The sequence below is a fragment of the Hymenobacter arizonensis genome (assembly GCF_900115775.1).
Lineage (GTDB): Bacteria > Bacteroidota > Bacteroidia > Cytophagales > Hymenobacteraceae > Hymenobacter > Hymenobacter arizonensis.
In genome coordinates this window covers 367,722-387,787 of the sequence record NZ_FOXS01000005.1, presented here as the reverse complement: position 1 = coordinate 387,787, position 20,066 = coordinate 367,722, and the positions used below count along the sequence as shown (strand labels likewise).

10 protein-coding genes are annotated in these 20,066 nt (G+C 62.1%); 1 reads left to right on the top strand and 9 read right to left on the bottom strand.

Going from position 1 to position 20,066, the window contains the following annotated elements; genetic code table 11:
• Window positions 1-210 precede the first annotated feature (210 nt).
• The 9 genes from mgrA to rhaT form a co-directional block, all read right to left on the bottom strand.
• The gene (mgrA, locus tag BMZ66_RS18165) at window positions 211-1,212 is read right to left on the bottom strand and encodes an L-glyceraldehyde 3-phosphate reductase (protein WP_092676914.1); all 1,002 of its coding nucleotides are present in this window, start codon (window positions 1,210-1,212) and stop codon (window positions 211-213) included.
• A gap of 59 nt (window positions 1,213-1,271) precedes the next feature.
• On the bottom strand, window positions 1,272-2,078 hold the full coding sequence (locus BMZ66_RS18160) for a rhamnogalacturonan acetylesterase (RefSeq protein WP_092676912.1): 807 nt from the start codon (window positions 2,076-2,078) through the stop codon (window positions 1,272-1,274).
• 235 nt (window positions 2,079-2,313) lie between these two features.
• Window positions 2,314-3,087, bottom strand: coding sequence for a rhamnogalacturonan acetylesterase (locus BMZ66_RS18155; protein ID WP_092676909.1), 774 nt, complete (start codon window positions 3,085-3,087; stop codon window positions 2,314-2,316).
• A 462-nt stretch (window positions 3,088-3,549) separates the two neighbouring features.
• Window positions 3,550-5,469, bottom strand: a complete 1,920-nt coding sequence (locus tag BMZ66_RS18150; protein WP_092676907.1) for a RagB/SusD family nutrient uptake outer membrane protein — start codon at window positions 5,467-5,469, stop codon at window positions 3,550-3,552.
• 33 nt (window positions 5,470-5,502) lie between these two features.
• Entirely contained in the window at window positions 5,503-8,670 is a 3,168-nt protein-coding gene (locus BMZ66_RS18145) for a SusC/RagA family TonB-linked outer membrane protein (RefSeq protein ID WP_092676905.1), read from the bottom strand.
• 342 nt (window positions 8,671-9,012) lie between these two features.
• Entirely contained in the window at window positions 9,013-11,031 is a 2,019-nt protein-coding gene (locus BMZ66_RS18140; protein WP_304608024.1) for a rhamnogalacturonan lyase, read from the bottom strand.
• 176 nt (window positions 11,032-11,207) lie between these two features.
• Complete coding sequence (locus BMZ66_RS18135) at window positions 11,208-12,725, bottom strand: RagB/SusD family nutrient uptake outer membrane protein (protein WP_092676903.1); 1,518 nt, start codon at window positions 12,723-12,725, stop codon at window positions 11,208-11,210.
• Between the two features lie 29 nt (window positions 12,726-12,754).
• The gene (locus tag BMZ66_RS18130) at window positions 12,755-15,871 is read right to left on the bottom strand and encodes a SusC/RagA family TonB-linked outer membrane protein (protein WP_092676901.1); all 3,117 of its coding nucleotides are present in this window, start codon (window positions 15,869-15,871) and stop codon (window positions 12,755-12,757) included.
• A gap of 405 nt (window positions 15,872-16,276) precedes the next feature.
• Window positions 16,277-17,359, bottom strand: a complete 1,083-nt coding sequence (gene rhaT / locus BMZ66_RS18125; protein ID WP_092676899.1) for an L-rhamnose/proton symporter RhaT — start codon at window positions 17,357-17,359, stop codon at window positions 16,277-16,279.
• 458 nt (window positions 17,360-17,817) lie between these two features.
• Between rhaT and BMZ66_RS18120 the strand changes: the two genes are divergently transcribed.
• Complete coding sequence (locus tag BMZ66_RS18120) at window positions 17,818-19,926, top strand: bifunctional aldolase/short-chain dehydrogenase (RefSeq protein WP_092676897.1); 2,109 nt, start codon at window positions 17,818-17,820, stop codon at window positions 19,924-19,926.
• Window positions 19,927-20,066 lie beyond the last annotated feature (140 nt).

The window sequence follows — 20,066 nt, the reverse complement described above, 5'->3', positions numbered from 1 at the left end:
AGCGCAGCGAAGCATCTCGCGTGTGGTGGCAAACCCAATCGCCTGTCATGCTGACGAAGGAAGCATCTTATCCCCGCAAAACGAATCGTTGAGACGTGAGAAGGTGCTTCGCAAGCTCAGCATGACAGACGGGGCGAGCGAGATGCTTCGCTGCGCTTTGCATGACGTTCTTCCCGCAGCACAACCTGCATAACTAGACTTTCAAATTTTCTACATCGCCTCCGGCTGCAGAATCCCCTCTATTAACCCCAGCTCCTCAACGCTAAAACTGATATTACCCAAGCAGCCCAGCGAATCGGTAAGCTGCTCGGGGCGGCTGGCACCGATGAGCACGGAAGTAACCCGCTCGTCTTTGAGCAGCCAGGCCAGCGCCATTTGAGCCAGGCTCTGGCTGCGGGCCTGGGCCACCTCATTCAGGCGGCGCACCTGGTCGAGGCGCTCGGGCGTGAGCTGGCTTTCCTGCAAGAAGCCCACGCCTTTGGCCACACGCGAATCGGCGGGAATGCCGTGCAGGTACTTGTCGGTGAGCAGGCCCTGGGCCAGCGGCGAAAACGGGATGCAGCCCACGCCTTCTTCCTCCAACAAGTCGAGCAGGCCGCCTTCCACCCAACGCTCAAACATCGAGTATTTGGGCTGATGAATGAGGCAGGGCGTGCCAAGCTCGCGCAGCAGGCGGAAGGCCTCGCGGGCCTCGGCAGGCTGGTAGTTCGACAGGCCTACGTACAGGGCCTTGCCCTGGCGCACCACATGGTCGAGGGCGGCCATGGTTTCGGCCAGGGGCGTGTCGGGGTCGGGGCGGTGGTGGTAGAAAATGTCGACGTATTCCAGGCCCATGCGCTTCAGGCTCTGGTCGAGGCTGGAGACGAGGTATTTGCGGGAGCCCCATTCGCCGTACGGGCCGGGCCACATGAGGTAGCCGGCTTTGGTGGAGATAATCAGCTCGTCGCGGTAGCTGGCAAAGTCTTCGCGCAGGACCCGGCCAAAGTTGGTTTCAGCCGAGCCGGGCGGCGGGCCGTAGTTGTTGGCCAAATCGAAGTGGGTAACGCCGCTGTCGAAGGCCCGGTGCAGGGTGCGGCGCCCGGTGGCCAGCACGTCGACCTCGCCGAAGTTGTGCCACAAACCCAGCGACAGAGCCGGCAGCTTTAGCCCGCTGCGGCCGCAGCGGCGGTAGGGCATATCGTGGTAGCGGGCGGCATTGGGCAGGTAGTGCATGGGCTGTGGAGCAAAAGGAGTGGCGGCCGGAGCGCCCGCCGCGTTTTGGAAAGCCGAGATTAAGACTTTTTGCGCAAATACCCACGCAGCTTCAGCTTCTTGTTGGACCTGATTCCCTTGGCCACGGCCTTGGCGTTGAGCCGGGCCCCGGCCTCGATGGTGTGGGTGTGGTCGGTGGTGTTGAAATAGGTGCTCCGCACCAGAGCCTCCCCGTCCTGGTCGTACTGGTCGGCCACGCGCTGGTTGAGGTCGATGAAGTAAGCGTCGCCTTGTTTAGCGGCTTCGGCGGCCCATTTGGTGTAGCCGTTGGTGGCGCGGGTCACCTTGCCGCCCTGCCAGGAGTTGCGCGGAATGGGCGAGCACACCACCGGCGTGGCGTTTTTGGCTCGGGTGTCGGCAATGAATTTGCGCAGGTACCAGCCGTAGGTGTGCACCACTTCCTGCTTTTTCAAGATGGGGTTGTACACTTCCTGGCTTTCCTCGCCGTTGCCCTTGATGGTGCCGCGGGCGCGGGCGGTATCGGCCAGGGGCCCGTCGTCGTTGTGCCCAAACTGCATGATAACGAAGTCGCCGGGCTGGATTCTGGCCTCCACGGCGTCCCACAGCCCGCGGGTTTGAAAGGTGCGGCTGCTGGTGCCGCCCAAGGCGTGGTTTTCGATGTGGATGCGGGTGGTATCGAAGCTGGCAGGCAGGAAATTGCCCCAGCCCCAGAGGCCGCCGTCGCCCTTGCCCTTGCCATTTTTCACGGTCGAGTCGCCGATGAGAAAGAGCGTGGGCTTGCGCTGGGCCTGGGGCATCCGCATACAGGCCGAGCCCAGCACCACCAGCAGCAAGCCGAGGACTAAATTGATTTTAGTTGATTTCATAATTTATTCAGAACGGCTGTAGAGACGCCATACTTGGCGTCTCGGCGTTGAACGAGTTGGCTGAATGACATTTTTAGTTACACCGCACCTGCAAACGTAGCGCGGACTTTTAGTCCGCGAACCGCTTGGCCGAGAAGAGTCGCGGACTAAAAGTCCGCGCTACGCGGTGCTTACTTCCTATTCATTTCAACGGCGCGGTATCGGAGACGCAAAATTTTGCGTCTCTACATCCGTTCTATTTTTTCAGGTACTTCTTGAGAGCGATTTTTCGGTTGCTTTTAATGCCGTCGACTACCGATTCGGCGTTGACGCGGGCGCCGGCTTCGTTGGTGTGGGTGTGGTCGCCGGGGAAGAAGTTCCTTACCTCCTCGGGGCCCAGCTTGTCGTATTTCAGGGCCGTGAGTTCGTTGAGGTTGATGAAGGCCACGCCCTCCTGCTGGGCTACTTCGGCGGCCCACTTGCCGAAGTCGCTGCTGGCCCGAATTACCTTGCCGTCCTTCCACTCGTTGCGCGGAATCATGGAAGCTACAATGGGCGTGGCGCCCTTGGCCCGGGCTTCGCGTATGAATTTGCGCAGGTACCAGCCGTAGGTGTTCACAGTTTCGGGGCGGCCGTCGGGCCATACCAGGGCCTTGGTTTCGGGGCCGGTGCCGCGCAGCACGCCGCGGCGGCCGGCCTTGCTGGTGTCAGGCGCGCTGCCCTCGTTGTGGCCGAATTGCATGATGAGGAAGTCGCCGGGCCGGAGGGCGGCCACCGTCTTGTCCCAACGCCCCTCGCTGATGAAGGTGCGGGTGCTGCGGCCAGCCATGGCATTGTTCTGCACTCGCAGGCGCGTGGTGTCGAAGTGCGCAGCAATGACATTGCCCCAGCCCATTTGGGGGGCATTGGTGTTGCGCACCGTGGAGTCGCCGATGAGGAAGAGCGTGGGGCGCGGCCGTGGCTTAGCGAAGCCCAGCAGCAGGAAAAGCAGGCTGGCTGCAGCGAAGTAGTAGAGGGGTTTGGCGAGCATAAATGCGAAGGAGATTTCGGCAGCAGCGCGGGGCAGGAAGTTTCGGGAGCTGCTTCAGCACCCAAATGTTGGCTGTAAAGCAAGCTGACGTGTCCTGCACCTACCTGTAGCTGGAGAATCAGGTTTTCGGAGGCCTGTTATTGCCGTGCGGGGCAGGCAATAAAAAAGGAGTGCGCCACTGGCGCACTCCTTTTGCGAATCAACAGTTTTGTTAAGCCCGAGTCTATAAAATATAGACGGTCATGCTGAGCTTGTCGAAGCATCTCGCTCGCTTCGTCTAAAAATCGCCTGTCATGCTGAGCTTGCGAAGCATCTTATCCCCACCGAACGAGTCGTTAAAACGTGAGAAGATGCTTCGCAAGCTCAGCATGACAGGCGATTGGTTTACTCCCCATGCAAGACGCCTCGGCTGCGCTCGGCAGGCTGCGCTCGGCTTGACTGTTCGAGAGGAAATACTACCGCCTAATACCCAGGATTCTGCTCCGACTGGCGCTGCTCGTTAGTAAGCGGCTGGCCGTTGCGGAAAATGCGCTCCAGGTGCGTTTGCGGAATGGGGCGCAGCTTGTGGATGGGCCGAATGGCGGCGGCGTCAGGGTTGAAGTAGGGCGCGCGCACCAACAGGGTTTCGGTGCGGGCCAGGTCTTCCCAGCGGTGCAGCTCGCCGAGCAGCTCGCGGGTGCGCTCGTTCAGGATGAAGTGAACGAACCGGTCCTGCGTCGAGGTCACCGAGGGCGGGTACATCTCCTTGGGGTCGTTGGTCGAGAAGTTGGCCATGGTGGCCGTGAGCGCCGGTAGCGTGCTGGTCACGTCGCCGCGGGTGCCGCCTTCGAAGCGGTAGTTCACGTTGGGGCGCACCTCGCCGGCTTTGTAGGCGGCGCGGGCCCGCAGGATGTTCACGTACTGCAGGGCTTTGGTGTAGTCGCCCTTGCGGCCGTAGGCTTCGGCGGCAATGAGGTAAGTCTCCGCGAAGCGGGCCAGGATGCCATCTTTGGTGCCGGCCTCTTCGGCCACGCTGGGGCGGAAGGGGTCGATGTACTTCACCAGTTGTGGGAATTTATTGCGCAGGCCCACGTCGGCGGTGGGGCTAAAGCCGGGCACTACGTTGCCAGCGGCGTTGCGCACGTAGCGGGCAAAAATTCTGTAGCGGGTCCGGTTGATGGTGGCTTGCGGCACGGGGTTCTGGGGAGTGTTTACTACCACGAAGAAGGCCGTGTCGCCGACCGCGAACTTGCGCTGGCCCACCTGGGCGGGCGTGGGGGCATTGGCGGCGGTCCAGGTCTCGATGTTGCCGGCGTTATTCGCAATCCAGGCCGTCTTCATCATCTTGTAGAAGCGCGAGTCGTTGCGCCGGTCGAAGATGTCCATGGCGTAGTTGGTGGGCATGATGCGGCGGAAAGGCCGGTCGTTGAGCAAGTCGCGGGTCATGCCGGGCTCGGTGTCGTACTGCAAGGTGAAGTACGAGTGCACCCGGTTGCCGAAGCGGCCGGCCAGCGCCACCACGTTGTTAAACTGCGAAGAGAAGATGATTTCGCGACTGGTTTGGGCGGCCACGCTGTTGGCGTAGCTCGAAATGTCAAACAGGCGTGCGTAGTCGTTTTCCAGCACGTAGCGGCCGCCGGTTATCACTTGGTCGGCGTAGAAGGCGGCACTGTCGATGTCGGTGGGGCGCTGGCCGCGCTGGTCGGCCACGGCGCTGCCGCGGGTCAGGTAGGCTTTAGCCAGGTAGTGCTGGGCCGCGCCCTGGGTGGCCCGGCCAAACTCTGCCGTGGTGGGGGCCAGGTTGGTGGCCGCAAACCGCAGGTCGGAGATGATGGCGCGGTACACGTCGGGCACGGGAGCGCGGGTGTACTCCAGCTGCACGCCCTCGGAGGGCTGCAGCACCAGCGGAATGGCGCCGTATTGCTGCACCAGCTGGAAGTAGTAGTAGGCCCGCAGGAAGCGAAGCTCGGCCACGCGCTGGGTTTTCTGGGCATCGGTGCGCAGCGTGGTGGTGCCCTGAATGCCGGGAATGCGGGCAATGCCGATGTTGCAGCGGTTGATGCCATCGTAGTTGGCCGTCCACACCCCGTCCACAAAGCCGTCGGAAGGGTTCAGGCGGGCATCATAAATATTCCACCAGTAAACATTTATTTGGTCGGCGTGGGTCATTTCGTCCACGCCGAAGTTGAACATGGCGTAGGAATGCTCGTTGGCGAATTTGTAGCGGGTCTGCTCGTAGCCGGCTTTCACCAGGTCTTCCAGGCCCTGCTCGGTGTTGAAGTAGTCGTTGGTTAGCGTGGCCACCTGCTCTTCTTCGAGGAAATCCTTGCAGGAGCTCAGGCCCAGGCCCATCCCCAGAAGGGAGAGGAAGCCGGCCACGCGAAGGGTGCGATTAATGTTCATGTCGTTCGGCGATAAAAAGTCCTGATTCCTGAATTAAAAACCTAAGCGCAAGCCCACCACCAAGCTCTTGGTGCCCAGGTTGCGGGCCTGGGCCAGCTCGCCTGAAGTAGAACCGATGTCAGTAGCCTCGGGGTCGAGGCCTCTGAACTTGGTGAACAGAAAGGGATTCACGGCATTCACGTACACGTTCAGGTTGTTGGCGTAGAATTTCGAGCTGATGGCCTGCGGAATGGTATAGCTCAGCGAGATGTTGCGCACCCGCACAAAGCTGCCGCTCTGGAAGGGGTAGCCGCTGTTGTTCTTGGCCGCATCCTGCCCAATGGCGGGACGGGGGAATTCGTTGTTGGGGTTGGTGGGCGTCCAGTAGTCCACGGCCAGGCCGGGGTAGCGGCCGCCCAGGCCCGGGGAGTAGCCGGTGGCCAGCAGCTGGCCCACGCGGGCATACACCAGGGCGCTCAGCTCGAAGCCTTTGTAGGAAACGGTGTTGTTGATGCTGCCGCTCCACTTGGGGCGGTTCGAGCCCAGCACCACGAAGTCGTTGGCGTTAATCACCTTGTCGCCGTTCTGGTCCACCACCCGGATTTCGCCGGGACGGGCGCCGTATTCGGCAGCCAGGGTGGCTTGGTCGGCCTGCCAAATGCCGTTGTTCTGGTAGTTGTAGTACACGCCCAGCGGCTGCCCGATAAACCAGCGGTTGCCGATGTCGTCCTGCGTGCCCGAGGCCAGCTTCACAAATTCCTCCTTGTTGCGGGTGAAGATAAAGTCCGAGCTCCAGCGGAAGTTGGAAGCGGTTTCGACGTTGATGGTGGTCAGGCTCACTTCCACGCCGCGGTTGCGGGTTTCGCCAATGTTCTGCAGAATGCTCACCACGCCGCTCACGGCCGGCAGCGCGCGGGGCAGCAGCAGGTCGGTGGTGTTGGCTTGGTACACTTCTACCGAGCCGCTGAGGCGGTTTTTGAAGAAGCCGAAGTCCAGGCCGGCGTTGAGGGTGGTGGTGCGCTCCCACTTTAGGTTGGGGTTGGGAATACCGCCGAGGGTGTTGGGCAGGGTGCCGGGCGTGGGCGAGTAGCCGTAGGCCGGCGTTTCGTTCCAGGCGTAGGGCGACTGCTGCAGGGTGCCGCCGGTGGTGTAGGGGTCTACCGATGCCTGGCCCACGGTGCCGTAGCCGCCGCGCAGCTTAAACTCGGTCACAGCTGCCACGTTGCGCAGGAAATTCTCCTGCTGCACTTTCCAGGCCACGGCCACCGAGGGGAAGAAGCTCCACTTGTTGCCGGGGGCCAGCACCGAGGCGCCGTCGGCGCGGCCAGTGGCCGTGAGCACGTAGCGGTCGAGGAAGCTGTAGTTGATGCGGCCCATCCACGACATGAGTTGCCGCTGCGAAAAGCCGGTTCCGAAGTTGTTGGCCGCCGCGCGGTAGGTCGAGCCCAGGTTGTACCACTTCTGGCTGTCGTAGGGCAGGTTGAGCGCGCTGATGGAAGAGCTTTCGCCCCGGTCCTGCTGCACGCTTTGCAGCGCCGTGAGGCCGATGCTGTGCTTCTCGCTGAGCTGCTTGTCGTAGAACAGCAGGTTCTCGACCACGTAGGTAAAGTTCTGGCTCTGGTCGTACTGCCCAAAGGACACCGAGTTTACGCCGCCCGCGTCGCGGGCAATGGCCCGGGCCGACTGGAACTGGCCGGTGCGGCCGTTGCGGAAGTCGGGGCCCACGTTGAGGCGGTAGCGCAGGCCCTCAATCGGCAGCTTCACTTCAGCATACAGGCTGCCGAAGAAGCGTGTGGTGCGGCGCTCGTTAAACGCGTTGTCAACTTCGCGCAGCGGGTTGAAGATAAGCGGGTCGCCGCCGGGGTTGGTAATAAACGAACCGTCCGGGGCGTAGGGCACGGCGTAGGGAATCTGGCCGGCGGCGCGGCCGTACACGTCGGGCCCGTAGTTCTGAATGGCCAGGCTGGCGTTGGTAGAAGCGCCCAGCGTCACGATGCTGTTCACGTTGTAGTCCAGGGTGACGCGGGCGTTGTAGCGCGAGAAGTCCTGCCCGGGCTGGATGCCGCCCTGCTTCAGGTAGCCCACCGACATGGAAGCGCGCACCTTGTCGGTGCCGCCGCTGGCGCTGAGCTGGTGATTTTGGACGATGCCCGTGCGCAGGGCCAGCTTCTGCCAGTCGGTGGTGCGCACCTTGCTGGGGTCGTAAATCGGAATTTCGGTTACGCTGGCGCCGAAGCGGGCGCGCTCTTCGGCGGTGGTGGGGCGGGTGGCCACCACGCGGTTGGGGCGGTCTACCCACTGGTAGCCGTCGGCAATGCCCTCCCAGGCGTTGGGGTCGCGCGAGCCGAAGAGGGTGAAGTCGCGGGCGGGGTCGGCGTAGAGGGGCGCGTAGGTGCCGTTGGTACGGTTGGCCTCGCGCTGCACCTCCAGAAAGCCGGCGCCGTCGAACAGGTCCAGCGTGCGCGAGGCGCGGTCGGCGCTCACGTAGGTGTTGTAGTTGAGGCTAAACTTGCCGGCCTGGCCGCGCTTGGTGGTCACGATGAGCACGCCGTTGGCACCGCGTGAGCCATAGATGGCCGTGGCTGAGGCGTCCTTCAAAATCTCGACCGACTGAATGTCCTGGGGGTTAAAGTCGTTCAGGCCCGTGCCCTGGGCCAGCGGAATGCCGTCGACCACGTACAGCGGCTCGTTGGAGGCCCGCACCGAGCGGTTGCCCCGGATGCGGATGGCCGGCACCTCGCCGGGCCGGAAGTTGCCGCCGGCCACGTCGACGCCCGCCGCCCGGCCCTGCAGGGCCTGGGTGACGTTTTGGGTGGTCACCTGCTGAATCTGGCCTTCCGAAACCGACGACAGGGCTCCGGTCACGTCGCTCTTTTTCTGAGTGCCGTAGCCCACTACCACTACTTCGCCCAAGGCTTTGGCATCGGTGCTCAGCACAATGGATACTTCCGAGCGGCCGTCAATCGGCACTTCCTGCGTGGCGTAGCCCACAAAGGAGAACACCAGCGTGCCCTGGCGGTTGGGCACGTTCAGCGTAAAAGCTCCATCGCCACCCGAAGCCGTGCCCACCGTGGTGCCCTTGAGCAACACCGTAACGCCGGGCAGGGGCCCGTCGCTGGAGGTAACCTTGCCGGACACTGCCTGGGCCATTGCCGCAGGCGCCAGCAGCAGCAGCCACGCCACGGCCGAAAGCTGCCGAATCAAGCCATAAAACTTTTGCATGATACTAAGGAGTTTGGTGAGAAAAACGAAGGGCCAAACGAGGCCTGCGCAGACCTTGAAAGCGATGCTGAGGGTGAAATTATCGGAATCGTTTGCGGGCACCTCCCTGTGCTCTCCTGATTTTTACACAAATCACCCCTGCCTTCTTACCATAGCTCCGCACGCAGCAAAGCCCGGCCCTCCCCTACTGCGGGCGAGCCGGGCTTAGCCGGGCCGTGGAGCCGGAGCTGAGCGTTGAGTAGCCGCGCAACCAATTAAAACTGCCCGCGCAACGCGGCAAAGCAGCCTTTTGCGGCGCGGCCCTTGTGTGGTGTACTGCACCTACCTGCGCCGGGCGTGGGCTCAGTTCACTTTCGGGCTGGCTCCGCTCCCTTTCATGCCCTCGCCCAAGAAAAAGCCGGGGTGCGGGGGCTGGTTGTAGCCGGCGTTTTCGCGGGCCACGCCCAGGCGGTAGCTGCGGTCCTGCATCAAGGTCACAAAGCGGTGCGTGGTGGCGATGGTGGTGCTCACAATCAGCAGCTCTTGGTTGTTGGCGTTGCGCCAGATTACTTCCTCGCGCCAGTCGCCCAGCAGGTCGGCGCTGAGGGAGGGCGTGGCTTTGGTGCCATTGCACGAGGCCGCGCCAAGGGGCTTACCGTCGAGCAGGGTGCTGAGCTGGCCGGCCTGGTAGTCCCACTTCTCAATGCGCGTGTCGTTGAGCAGCTCGCGCAGCAAGTCGCCGTCCCACCACAAGCCGAAGTTGACGGAGCGCGGCGCGGGGCCAATTTTCTCGCCCTTGGCCGAGAGCAAGCCTAGCTCCGGCGGGTTGGCCCACACCTCGGCGCCGGGGTAGCGCGGGTCGATGTCGGCGGCCATGCCCCGGCCCACGTCCGTGCCCGGCAGCCCCGAGAAGAGGATTTTGCCGGTGCGGGCGTCGAACATGGCCACGCCCGGGCCGTTTTCGTGGCCGGGCACTTTGTCTTCGTTTTCGTGCACGCCCCACACTTCCAGGCCGGGGTTGGCGGGGTCGAGGTCGGTCACGTGCAGGGCGTCGCCGTGGCGCAGGCCGGTGCTGTAGAGGCCGGTGCCGTTGTCGTCGACCACCATGGCGCCGTAGATGATTTCGTCGCGGCCGTCGCCGTCCACGTCGTTCACACTCAAGCCGTGGTTGCCCATGCCCGAAAAAGGGTTTTTGTCGTCTTTGGAGTCGAACACCCAGCGCGAAGTGAGCTTGCCGCCGCGCCAGTCCCAGGCGGCCAGCACGGTGCGGCCGTAGTAGCCGCGGCACATCACCACGCTGGGGCGCTGCCCGTCGAGGTAGGCCACGGCGGCCACGAAGCGGTCGGCGCGGTTGCCGTGGCTGTCGTTGCCGCCATTGCCGCCGATGCCGCCCCAGCCGCCCAGGTCGCCGCGACCGGGCAGGTAGGCGGTGGTGGCGAGCACGCCGCCGGTTTGGCCATTGAAGACGGTGAAATACTCCGGCCCGGCCAGCACGCGGCCGTACTTGCTGTCGCGAGGCGAGGCCACGCTGGGCGCGTCGGTGGGCACGGTGAGAGTGCGGTAGTCCTTGCTGGCATCGCCGATGACTTTGCCGCGGCCGTCCACGGTGCCGTCGGCGGTTTTGCAGGCCACTTCGGCTTTGCCATCGCCGTCGAGGTCATACACCATAAACTGGGTGTAGTGCGCCCCGGCGCGAATGTTCTTGCCCAAATTGATGCGCCACAGGCGGGTGCCGTCGAGGCGGTAGGCGTCGAGCAGCACCGGCCCGGTAATGCCGGCCGAGCCATTATCACGGGCATTGGTGGGCTCCCACTTTAGCACAATCTCATAAGTGCCGTCGCCGTCGAGGTCGGCCACGGAGGCGTCGTTGGCGGTGTAGGTGTAGGCGCTGGTTTCGGTGCCGCTGCTCACGGTGCCGCCCGCGGGCTGCTGCAGTGGTATTCGCAGCAGACCGTCGTTCCACACCTTGGCAGTGGCGGAGGGGTCTTTGGGGGCGGCTTTGCTACCGGCCAGGCGCACGGAGTACGTGGCCTGAGGGGCCTGAGCGGCGGTTTCGTCCAGCCAGTTGGTGCCGACAGCCAGGGGTTTGGGGTTCAGTTTTACGGGTGTGGTCTTGCCGGTTTGCCGATACACGTCGAAGGCGGCGGCGGGCGCATCGGACAGCAGCAAACGCCAGCTGACGAACACCTTGCCATCGGGCCGGGCCAGGGCTACCACGCCGCGGCCCAGGCGCTCGGGCTGGGCGGTTGGTGAGGCTTGGGTGGGTTCGGCGGGCGGAGCAGACGCTAGTAGTGCGCTTAGCATCAGGGCGGCCAGCGGCAGGCTGACGCGCCAGCTAAGGCTGCGCCGTGCTGCTGGTGGTGTAGAAACGGTAAAGCTCATATCAGGAATCTGGGCCGGTCCGACCGCCCTAGGCGGTCCGACCGGTTGTCGGTGGTAGCATTCGCGCTATTTGGCTGGTGGTGCTTCAACCGGTCGGACCGCCTAGGGCGGTCGGACCGGCGGGCGGTTAAAAACAACGGGCAGCTTTTATCAAGCTGCCCGTTGAAAAATTTAGCCTAGTTGTAACCGGGGTTCTGCTGCCAGAAGCCGGGGTTGATGCGGAGCTCCACCAGCGGAATTGGGAAGAGCAGGTCGTGGTCGTCGAGTTGGCGGAAAGTTGGCGAAACGGTTTCGCGCTTGTACTGCGTCATCACCGACAGGGCCGTGCCCGTGCGCACCAAGTCGAACCAGCGGATACCTTCGGCGGCAAACTCGTACTTGCGCTCTTTCAGAATAGCCGCAATGAAGGCGGCTTTTGAAGCGGTTTCGGGCGAGGTGGCGGTGTAGGCCGCGATGCCCGAGCGGGTCCGAATCTGGTTCACGAGCGTGAGAGCCAGCGGCGGCACCGAGCCGCTTTCCTCGGTCAGTACCTCGGCATACATCAGCATCACGTCTTCGAAGCGGATGATGTGGAAGTTGTTGGAGTAGTCGCGGTTGTTCTGGGGAGCGGTGGTGCCTTTCTCCAAGAACTTGGTGAACTGCGCCCGAGTCACGGTAATCACACCGGAAGTCGGGTTCACGTGCACGGTGTCGAGGGTGGCGCGGCGGCGCAGGTCCCGAATGGGCCAGTTGCGGCCCAGGAAGGCCGGGCTGGGCGTGATATCGGTCTGGCTGGGCGGGAAGGGCGACCAGAACGGGGGAAACACGCTGCCCTGGTCCCAGGGAATGGTGCTGCCCAGGCCAACCCCACCCGAAGCATACTGAATTTCAAACACCGAAAAGCGGTTGTCATTCACGGTTCTGAAGATATCGGCGAAGTTGGCGGCCATAGAGAAAGTACCCGGGCTGGCGGCGGCGTACACTTCCATGAGCTGCTGTTTGGCCAAGGGCAGGGCGCTGGCATCGCGCAGCGGGAACCCGTACATGGTCAGGTACACGCGGGCCAGCATGGCCTTGGCGGCCCATTTGGTGGCCCGGCCTTTTTCGAGGGTACTGTAGGAGGCCGGCAGGTTTTCGGCGGCAAACTTCAGGTCTTCCACAATGAATTTATAGACGTCGGCAATAGGTGCGCGCGGGATAATTTTCGACTCCTGAATGCCGAGCACTTTGTCGGCGATGGGCACCGGGCCCCAGTAGCGCACCAGGTCGAGGTAGGCGTAGGCGCGCAGGAACCGGGCTTCGCCCTTGAACTGGTTGACGCGGGCGAAGGTGAAGGGCTGAATTTTTTCCAGCAGAATGTTCGAACGATACACTACTTCGAACAGGTCGGTCCAGGTGGCTTGGAGCTGGCCCAGCTGTGAGGTAACCGTGTAGTTGCTGATGTCGCTGAAGTCGCGCTGCACCGTCTGAATCTGGGCATTGATATTGTCGGAGCGAAACTCCGACATGTTCCAGTTCGAGCTTTGCGGGAACGAGAGGCAGCCGTTGTAAATGGCCATTACGCCTTGGTTTACCTGCGCCTCGGTCTTGTAAAATTCGTCGGCCGTGTTGTTGGCCACGGGCGGGATGTAGAGTTCTTTTTCGCTGCAAGCCGAAGTAAGAAGCGAGCCCAGGCCCAACGCGGCGGAGTACGCCAGCAATTTTAGTGCTTTCATCAAAGTAATAATTAGAGGGTGGGGCGCGCTTAAATCGACAGGTTGAAGCCGAGGGTGTAGGTGCGGGCCTGGGGGTAGCTGCCGTTGTCGAAGCCGCCGGGTTGCAGTGCCTCCGGCGAGAAGCCGCCGGTGTAGTTGTGCCAGATGTAGGCATTTTCCAGGGCCAGGTACACGCGGGCGCCGGAGTAGAAGCGCTTCTTGGGCAGGGTGTAGCCCAGGGTGATGTTCTTCACGCGAACGTAGTCGGAGCTATACAGCCAGCGCGAGTCGAAGTACGCGCCGGTGGTGGCGCCGATGGCCGGCGTCATGCCGTCGCCGGGGTTGGCTTCGGAGCGCCAGCGGTTGTTCCAGTTAGTGGAGTGGTTGTAGAGGTAGCCCATGCCCGGCCGGTCGATGGAGCGGCCAATGACGGAGTATAGGTCGCCGCCCTGCTGGGCGTTCACCAGCACGTTCAAATCGAAGTTTTTGTAAACGAAGTTGTTGGTCACGCCGAAGATGAACTTGGGCTGGGGGTTGCCCAGGATGGTGCGGTCGTCGTTGTTGATGATGCCGTCGCCGTTCACGTCGCGGTACTGGGTGTCGCCCACGCGGCTGTTAGTCATTCGGGGGTTCGCATCCAGCTCGGCCTGGGTCTTGTACACGCCAATGGCTTCGTAGAGGTAGAAGGAGTTGATGGGCACGCCCACTTGCAGCAGGCTGGTCAGGCCCATGAAGCCGCCGGGCACGGGGGTGTCGTCGGTGCCGAGCTTCAGCACCTTGTTGTCGTTGTAGGAAGCGTTAAAGGAAGTGTTCCACTGGAAGGCGCCCACGAGGTTGCGGGAGTTGAGGCCCAGCTCGACGCCCACGTTGCGCACGTTGCCGATGTTCTGCAAGCTGCGGGTGAAGCCGGTGATGGACGACACCGGCACGGTGTAGAGCAGGTCGGTGGTGTTCTTGATGTAGTAGTCGGCCGTCACCTGCAGGCGGTTGCCGAGCATGCCGAAGTCCAGGCCGTAGTTGTAGCTGGCCGTTTGCTCCCAGCCCAGCACGTCGTTCTGGAAATTACCGGGGCTGTAGCCGGTGGTGGGGGTGCCGTTGCCTAAGGGGTAGTTGTTTACGCCCAGGGTGGCAAACTGCGAGTTGCTGGGAATGCGGTTGTTGCCGGTGACGCCCCAGCTGGCCCGGAATTTCAGGTCGCTGATGGCCGTTACGCCCTGCATAAAGTTCTCGCCCGACACGCGCCAGCCCACCGACACGGCCGGGAAGTAGCCAAACGGGCGGTTGCTGCCAAACTTAGACGAGCCGTCGCGGCGCAAGCTGGCCGACAGCAGGTACTTCTCCTTGTAATCGTACTGCGCCCGGGTGAAGTAGGACAGCAGCATGTCCTTCACGGGCACGGCAATGTTGTTTTGGTTGGTGGTGGAGTTGCCACGGTCGAAGAGGTAAGTCCAGTCGTTGGGCAGCTGGGTGTTTTCCTGCTGCGACCGGTCTTCCTGGGTGCGCTCGACGGAGTAGCCTAGGATGGCGCTCAGGTTGTGGTCGCCGAAGCGGCGGGTGTAGTTCAGCACGCTCTGAAAGAGGTAGCGCGTGTTAAAGGTCTGGTAGTAGCGCGAGCGGCTCAGGGCGCCGTCGTTGGCGGCGTTGAACCAGTTGCGGTCGGTGTTGGTGGGGAAAAACTGCTGGTCTTGGTAGTAGCCGTTGTCCATGGCGCCCAGCAGCTGCATTTGCAGGCCTTTATATAGGTCCACGTTCAGGCCCATGTTGGCGTTGAGGCGGGTGCGGGTGCCGTTCACCTCGCTGCGCTCCAGCACCGCCACCGGGCTGATGTAGTTGCCCGAGTAGTTATAGGTGCGGAAGGGCTGGGCGCCCACGTACACGCCGGCATCTTTGGGACCCACGGGAGGCATCTGGGCGGCGTTGAGGGCCTGCCCGCCGGTGCCGTCTACGCGGCCCAGGCTGGCCCACTCCATGCTGGGGGCCAGGGTCATAAATAGCTTGATGCCTTTGCTAATCTGGGCATCGAAGTTGGCCCGCAGCGTGGCCCGCTTCAGGTTGGTGCCGATGATGATGCCCTCCTGGTCGAGGTACGAGCCGTTGATGTTGTAGGTCACGTTGTCGGTCCCGCCCGACGCGCCGATGGTGTACTGCTGCATGCGGGCGCGGCGAAAGAGGGCATCCTGCCAGTCGGTGTAGGCCAGGCTGTCTTGGCCGTACTGCCACTTGGGGTCGTGGGTGTAGCGAATTACGTTGGCTGCGCTTGGCGCCACGCCGTTCACGGTCAGGCGTTGGAGGCGCGTGGCCCGCGTGTCTTCGATGCGGTTGGCGGGGTTCTGGCGCAGCCAGTCTTCGTCGATGCCCTCTTTGCGCATCTGTATCCACTCTTCGGCCGACTGCACCTGCAGCTTGCTTTCCACGTTTTGCAAGCCCGCAAAGCCCGAGAAGTTGAGCTTGGCAGGGCCCTTGCGGCCGCGCTTGGTGGTCACGAGCACCACGCCGTTGGAGCCGCGCGAGCCGTAGATAGCGGCCGAAGCAGCATCTTTCAGTACCTCAATGTTAGCAACGTCGGTGGGGTTGATGCCGCGCAGGTTGTCCACGGGCACACCATCTACTACATACAATGGCTCGTTGGAAGCGTTGATGGAGGCCCCGCCCCGCACCCGAATCTGCAGCTCGGCGCCCGGCTCGCCCGAGGGCGTTTGCACGTACACGCCGGGCATCTGGCCCACCAGCGCATTCTCGATGCGGTTGACGGGCCGCTCCTCTATCTCCTTGGCCGTGACGCTGGCAATGGCACCGGTTACATTGGAGGCCTTCTGGGTGCCGTAGCCTACCACCACCACTTCTTCCAGGGCTTTCTGGTCGGTCACGAGCACCACGTTCACCGTGGATTGACCGGTGAGGGCCACTTCCTGGGTCGTGTAGCCCACGAAGGAAAAGACCAGCGTGCCGCCCGTTGCCGGAACCTCTAGGGAGTAAGAACCATCGGCGCCGGTGCCAGTGCCGTTGGAGGTGCCTTTAAGCAGCACAGTCACGCCGGGCAGCGACTCTTTGGTGTCAGCAGTGGTGACCTTGCCGCTCACCGTGCGGCCCTGGGCCCACACCGCCGAGGCATGAAAGCCCGCCAGCAGCAGTAACAGGCATGTTAGTTGGTAAATTTTGTGTTTCATAATAAAAAAGGACTGTGTGCAAGTAGGTGGGGATGTTGAGCACGAGCTGCGGTGAGCGAGGCCCTAGCTTCTCATCAAAACTATTGGAATCGATTGCGTACACATACCTGTGCTTACCTGCATTTTTAAAATAATCTATCTTTTATTCCTATTCACCTAAAACGGTAATAAAGGTGCTGATGGCATAATGCGGAGGGTTTCGAGGCAGTTTGATGCTACCTCCCTCCTGCCCGGTTTTGTGTACTTATTAATTGGCGAGCGGCGCTCAGCTGCCGAGCTACACAGCGTTCGCTACCACGACCCAAGTGGAATGCCCGGGCCTAAAAAAAGGCAGGCACTACCGGACCCCAGAGTCCAATAGTGCCTGCCCATTTGCTTCGCGAAACCTCGTTTGCCGGCGCTTTTCTACTCCGTGGCGCTCACCGAAGCTTGCACGTCGGTGCCAGGCTTTTCGGAGCCCAGGTAATTGCCGTAGCCCACAATAACGGTGGACAGCACCACTGCCATAATCCCCACCGACACCGTGCGCATGGTGAGCTTATTGGCACCCTTCCACTCGTGCAGGTACAGGCCCCAGAAGCTGCTGAAGGCAATGATGAAGGCCATGTGCAGTGTCCAGCCCGAGAACTTGTAAGCGCCCATCTGGCTGTCGCCCATGCCGTAGAAGAAGAACTGCAGATACCACGTAAAACCGGCCAGCGCGCAGAAAATAACGTTGCGCAGCGCCGGAAACGACGGGTTCAGGTAGTCGGTGTAAGTCTTGTTTTTGATGTTGAGGTAGATGCACCACACCGCGTTGGTGGTGAGGCCGCCGAGCAGAATCACCACCAGAATGGCGTTGTTGGCAAAGAGCTCACTGGTGCCGGTGCGGGCGGCAATCTCAGCAATGGGCTGGCCGGCCGTGAGGCCAAACGACATGCAGGCACTCATAACGCCCGAGAAAATGGCCACGAAAATCCCCTTCTTCAGGTCGAACTCCGCAATGGCTTCCTTTTTCTGCTCGCTCGACAGGGACTTTTCTTTCATGAAGCCTGCCAGGCCGCACACCAGAATGCCCATCACGCACACCACCAGCCCCATCATTATCACCTGGCCAGAGGCCGAGCGAATCAGCTCCGGAAAGGTGCCCAGCCACAGCGGCGGCACCACCGTGCCAAACACCGCGCACAACCCCAGCGTGACGGCCATCCCCAAAGACAAGCCCAAATACCGCATGGCCAAGCCAAACGTGAGGCCGCCAAAGCCCCAAAGCACGCCCCACACATAAGTCCAGAGCAGCGTGGTGGTATCGGCCTGGGCTATCACGCCAAACAGATTTTGCACCGTGAGCGAACCCATGATGATGGGCGCAAACACCCACGACACAATGCCGCCCACCAGCCAGTAGCTCTCCCAGGCCCAGCCGTTGATTTTCTTGTAGGGCAAGTAAAAACTGCCGGAGGCGAAGCCGCCCAGCGCGTGAAGGATAACTCCCCAGATGACAGCCATAGTGTTTCGGTAAGGTTTAAGGCAAAGCTGCCGGGTTGCGCTACGCGAACCCTCCTGTGCTCTCCTGAGCACTAAATAACGCGGTATGCGGCGGGTATGTGCGGAGGGGGAATATTGGGGGTTGAAATACTGATGTGCGGTATTGTAGCGCGGCACCTCACCCCCTGACCCCCTCTCCAAAAAAGAGGGGGCACCGGATATGCTTCTTGCGCCGCCGTGGCTCCCCTCTTTTTTGGAGAGGGGCTGGGGGTGAGGTTCCCCAGGCGAGATGCTTTACTGCACCCTGCGATGCCCCAACCCAGCACCCTAATTTCCCTTACTTTTCACCCAACATCTCACCTAACATATTTTTTATAAGCAAGCAGGAGAGTGCAGGAGGTTGCCCCGCCCCTACCCCAACACCTTTGTAAAAAAGCAACACTATCCCGTTTCCTGGTTACCGAAACAGAAGCACTATTATGGAAAAAACCCTCACTTTCCAGCACGTCAGCTACCTCTGGGACGAGGCAAAGGCACTGGAGCTCGGCAGCGACGAAGTAGCCCTGTTCCTCTACCGTTCTAATCTACTAGGTGCCGACCTGCGCCTGACCAACTATGCCGGCGGCAACACTTCCTGCAAAATCACCGAAACCGACCCCGTCACCGGCCAGCCCGCCGAAGTAATGTGGGTGAAAGGCTCGGGTGGCGACATCGGCACGCTCACCAAAGCCGGCTGCGCCAACCTCTACGTGGAGAAGCTGCACCAGCTTAAGAACCGCTACCGCGGCCTGGCCCACGAAGACGAGATGGTGGCCCTGTTCGAGTACTGCCTTTTCGACCCCAAGTGCGCCACGCCTTCCATCGATACGCCGCTGCACGGCCTGCTGCCCTTCAAGCACATCGACCACCTGCACCCCGACGCCCTCATTGCCATTGCGGCCAGCGCCGACGGCGAGCAGATTATGAAAGAAATCTGGGGCGACAGCATGGCCTGGCTGCCCTGGCAGAAGCCGGGCTTCGACCTGGGCCTGCAGCTCGAGAAAGTAGTGGCCGAAAACCCCGGCCTGCGCGGCGTCATCCTCGGCGGCCACGGCCTGTTCACCTGGGGCGACACCAGCTACGAATCATACATCAACACATTGGAGGTGATTGAGCAGGCCGCAGCCTACCTCGAAGCCAACTATGGCAAGAAGCGCCCCGTGCTTGGCGGCGTGCAGCGCGAGCAAACCCTCGACGGCGAGGCCCGCCGCAAAGCTGCCGCCGCGGTAATGCCGGTGCTGCGCGGCCTGGCCTCGGGCCACCGCCGCATGCTGGGCCACTACACTGACGACGCCCGCGTGCTCGAGTTTGTAAACTCGCACGACCTGGCCCGCTTGGCCGCCAAGGGCACCTCCTGCCCCGACCACTTCCTGCGCACCAAAATCCGCCCGCTGGTGCTCGACCCCGACACCATGCAAGGCGACGCCAAGAGCGTGAAAGCCTATCTCGAAGGCCAGTTTGAGGACTACCGGGCCGACTACGCGGCCTACTACGAGCGCAGCAAGCATGCCAACTCGCCCGCCATTCGCGACCCCAACCCGGTTATCATTCTGTGGCCCGGCGTGGGCATGTTTGCTTTCGCCAAAGACAAGCAGACCGCCCGCGTGGCCGCCGAATTTTACACCAACGCCATCAATGTGATGAAGGGCGCCGAGGCCGTGAGCACCTACCAGGGCCTGCCCGAGCAGGAAGCATTTAACATTGAGTACTGGCTGCTGGAAGAAGCCAAGCTGCAGCGCATGGCCCCGCCCAAAGCCCTCTCGGGCAAGGTGGCCTACGTGACCGGCGGCACCGGCGGCATTGGCAAAGCCATCTGCGAGGAGCTGCTGAAATTCGGCGCCTGCGTGGTGGCCGTGGACCGCGACCGCCTGGAAGAAACTCAGGACGAGCTGCGCAAGAAATTCGGCAAAGACAGCGCCCTGACCGCGCCCATCAACGTGACCGATGCCGACAGCATCGCGGAGTCGCTGCGCCAGTCGGTGCTACAGTTTGGCGGTGTCGACATCGTGGTAAACTGCGCCGGCCTGAGCATCAGCAAGCCGCTGGCCGACACCACGCAGGCCGACTGGGACATCCTCAATGATGTGCTGGTGAAGGGCCAGTTCCTGGTGAGCCAGTGCGCCGTGGAAATCATGCGCCAGCAAGCCCTGGGCGGCGACATTGTGAACATCGCCAGCAAAAACGGCCTCGTGGCCGGCCCCAACAACGTGGCCTACGGCACGGCCAAAGCCGCGCAGCTGCACATGAGCCGCCTGCTGGCCGCCGAGCTCGGCGCCGACAAAATCCGCGTAAACACCGTGAACCCCGACGCCGTGCTCCGCGGCTCCAAAATCTGGGAAGGCGACTGGGCCGCCGGCCGCGCCAAGGCCTACGGCATTTCGGTTGAAGAGCTGCCCCAGCACTACGCCAAGCGCACGCTGCTAGGCGAAGAGCTGCTGGCCGAAGACATTGCCAAGGCCGTGCGCGTATTTGTGGATGGCTCTCTGAGCAAGAGCACCGGTAACGTGCTCAATGTGGACGGCGGCGTGGCCATGGCTTTTGTGCGGTAGCTACTTGCTGACAGGCCGTTATCAAGAAAACCATCAGGCCACGGAACGTCATGCAGAGCGGAGCGAAGCATCTCGCTCGGAGCAGTAATCCTATCAATTGGGTTACTACCCCGAGCGAGATGCTTCGCTCCGCTCTGCAT

What these genes read in the sequence shown, in the direction of transcription:
- mgrA (WP_092676914.1), bottom strand. Translation starts at nt 1,212, where the DNA reads ATGCACTACCTGCCCAATGCCGCCCGCTACCACGATATGCCCTACCGC.
- BMZ66_RS18160 (WP_092676912.1), bottom strand. Translation starts at nt 2,078, where the DNA reads ATGAAATCAACTAAAATCAATTTAGTCCTCGGCTTGCTGCTGGTGGTG.
- BMZ66_RS18155 (WP_092676909.1), bottom strand. Translation starts at nt 3,087, where the DNA reads ATGCTCGCCAAACCCCTCTACTACTTCGCTGCAGCCAGCCTGCTTTTC.
- BMZ66_RS18150 (WP_092676907.1), bottom strand. Translation starts at nt 5,469, where the DNA reads ATGAACATTAATCGCACCCTTCGCGTGGCCGGCTTCCTCTCCCTTCTG.
- BMZ66_RS18145 (WP_092676905.1), bottom strand. Translation starts at nt 8,670, where the DNA reads ATGCAAAAGTTTTATGGCTTGATTCGGCAGCTTTCGGCCGTGGCGTGG.
- BMZ66_RS18140 (WP_304608024.1), bottom strand. Translation starts at nt 11,031, where the DNA reads ATGAGCTTTACCGTTTCTACACCACCAGCAGCACGGCGCAGCCTTAGC.
- BMZ66_RS18135 (WP_092676903.1), bottom strand. Translation starts at nt 12,725, where the DNA reads ATGAAAGCACTAAAATTGCTGGCGTACTCCGCCGCGTTGGGCCTGGGC.
- BMZ66_RS18130 (WP_092676901.1), bottom strand. Translation starts at nt 15,871, where the DNA reads ATGAAACACAAAATTTACCAACTAACATGCCTGTTACTGCTGCTGGCG.
- rhaT (WP_092676899.1), bottom strand. Translation starts at nt 17,359, where the DNA reads ATGGCTGTCATCTGGGGAGTTATCCTTCACGCGCTGGGCGGCTTCGCC.
- BMZ66_RS18120 (WP_092676897.1), top strand. Translation starts at nt 17,818, where the DNA reads ATGGAAAAAACCCTCACTTTCCAGCACGTCAGCTACCTCTGGGACGAG.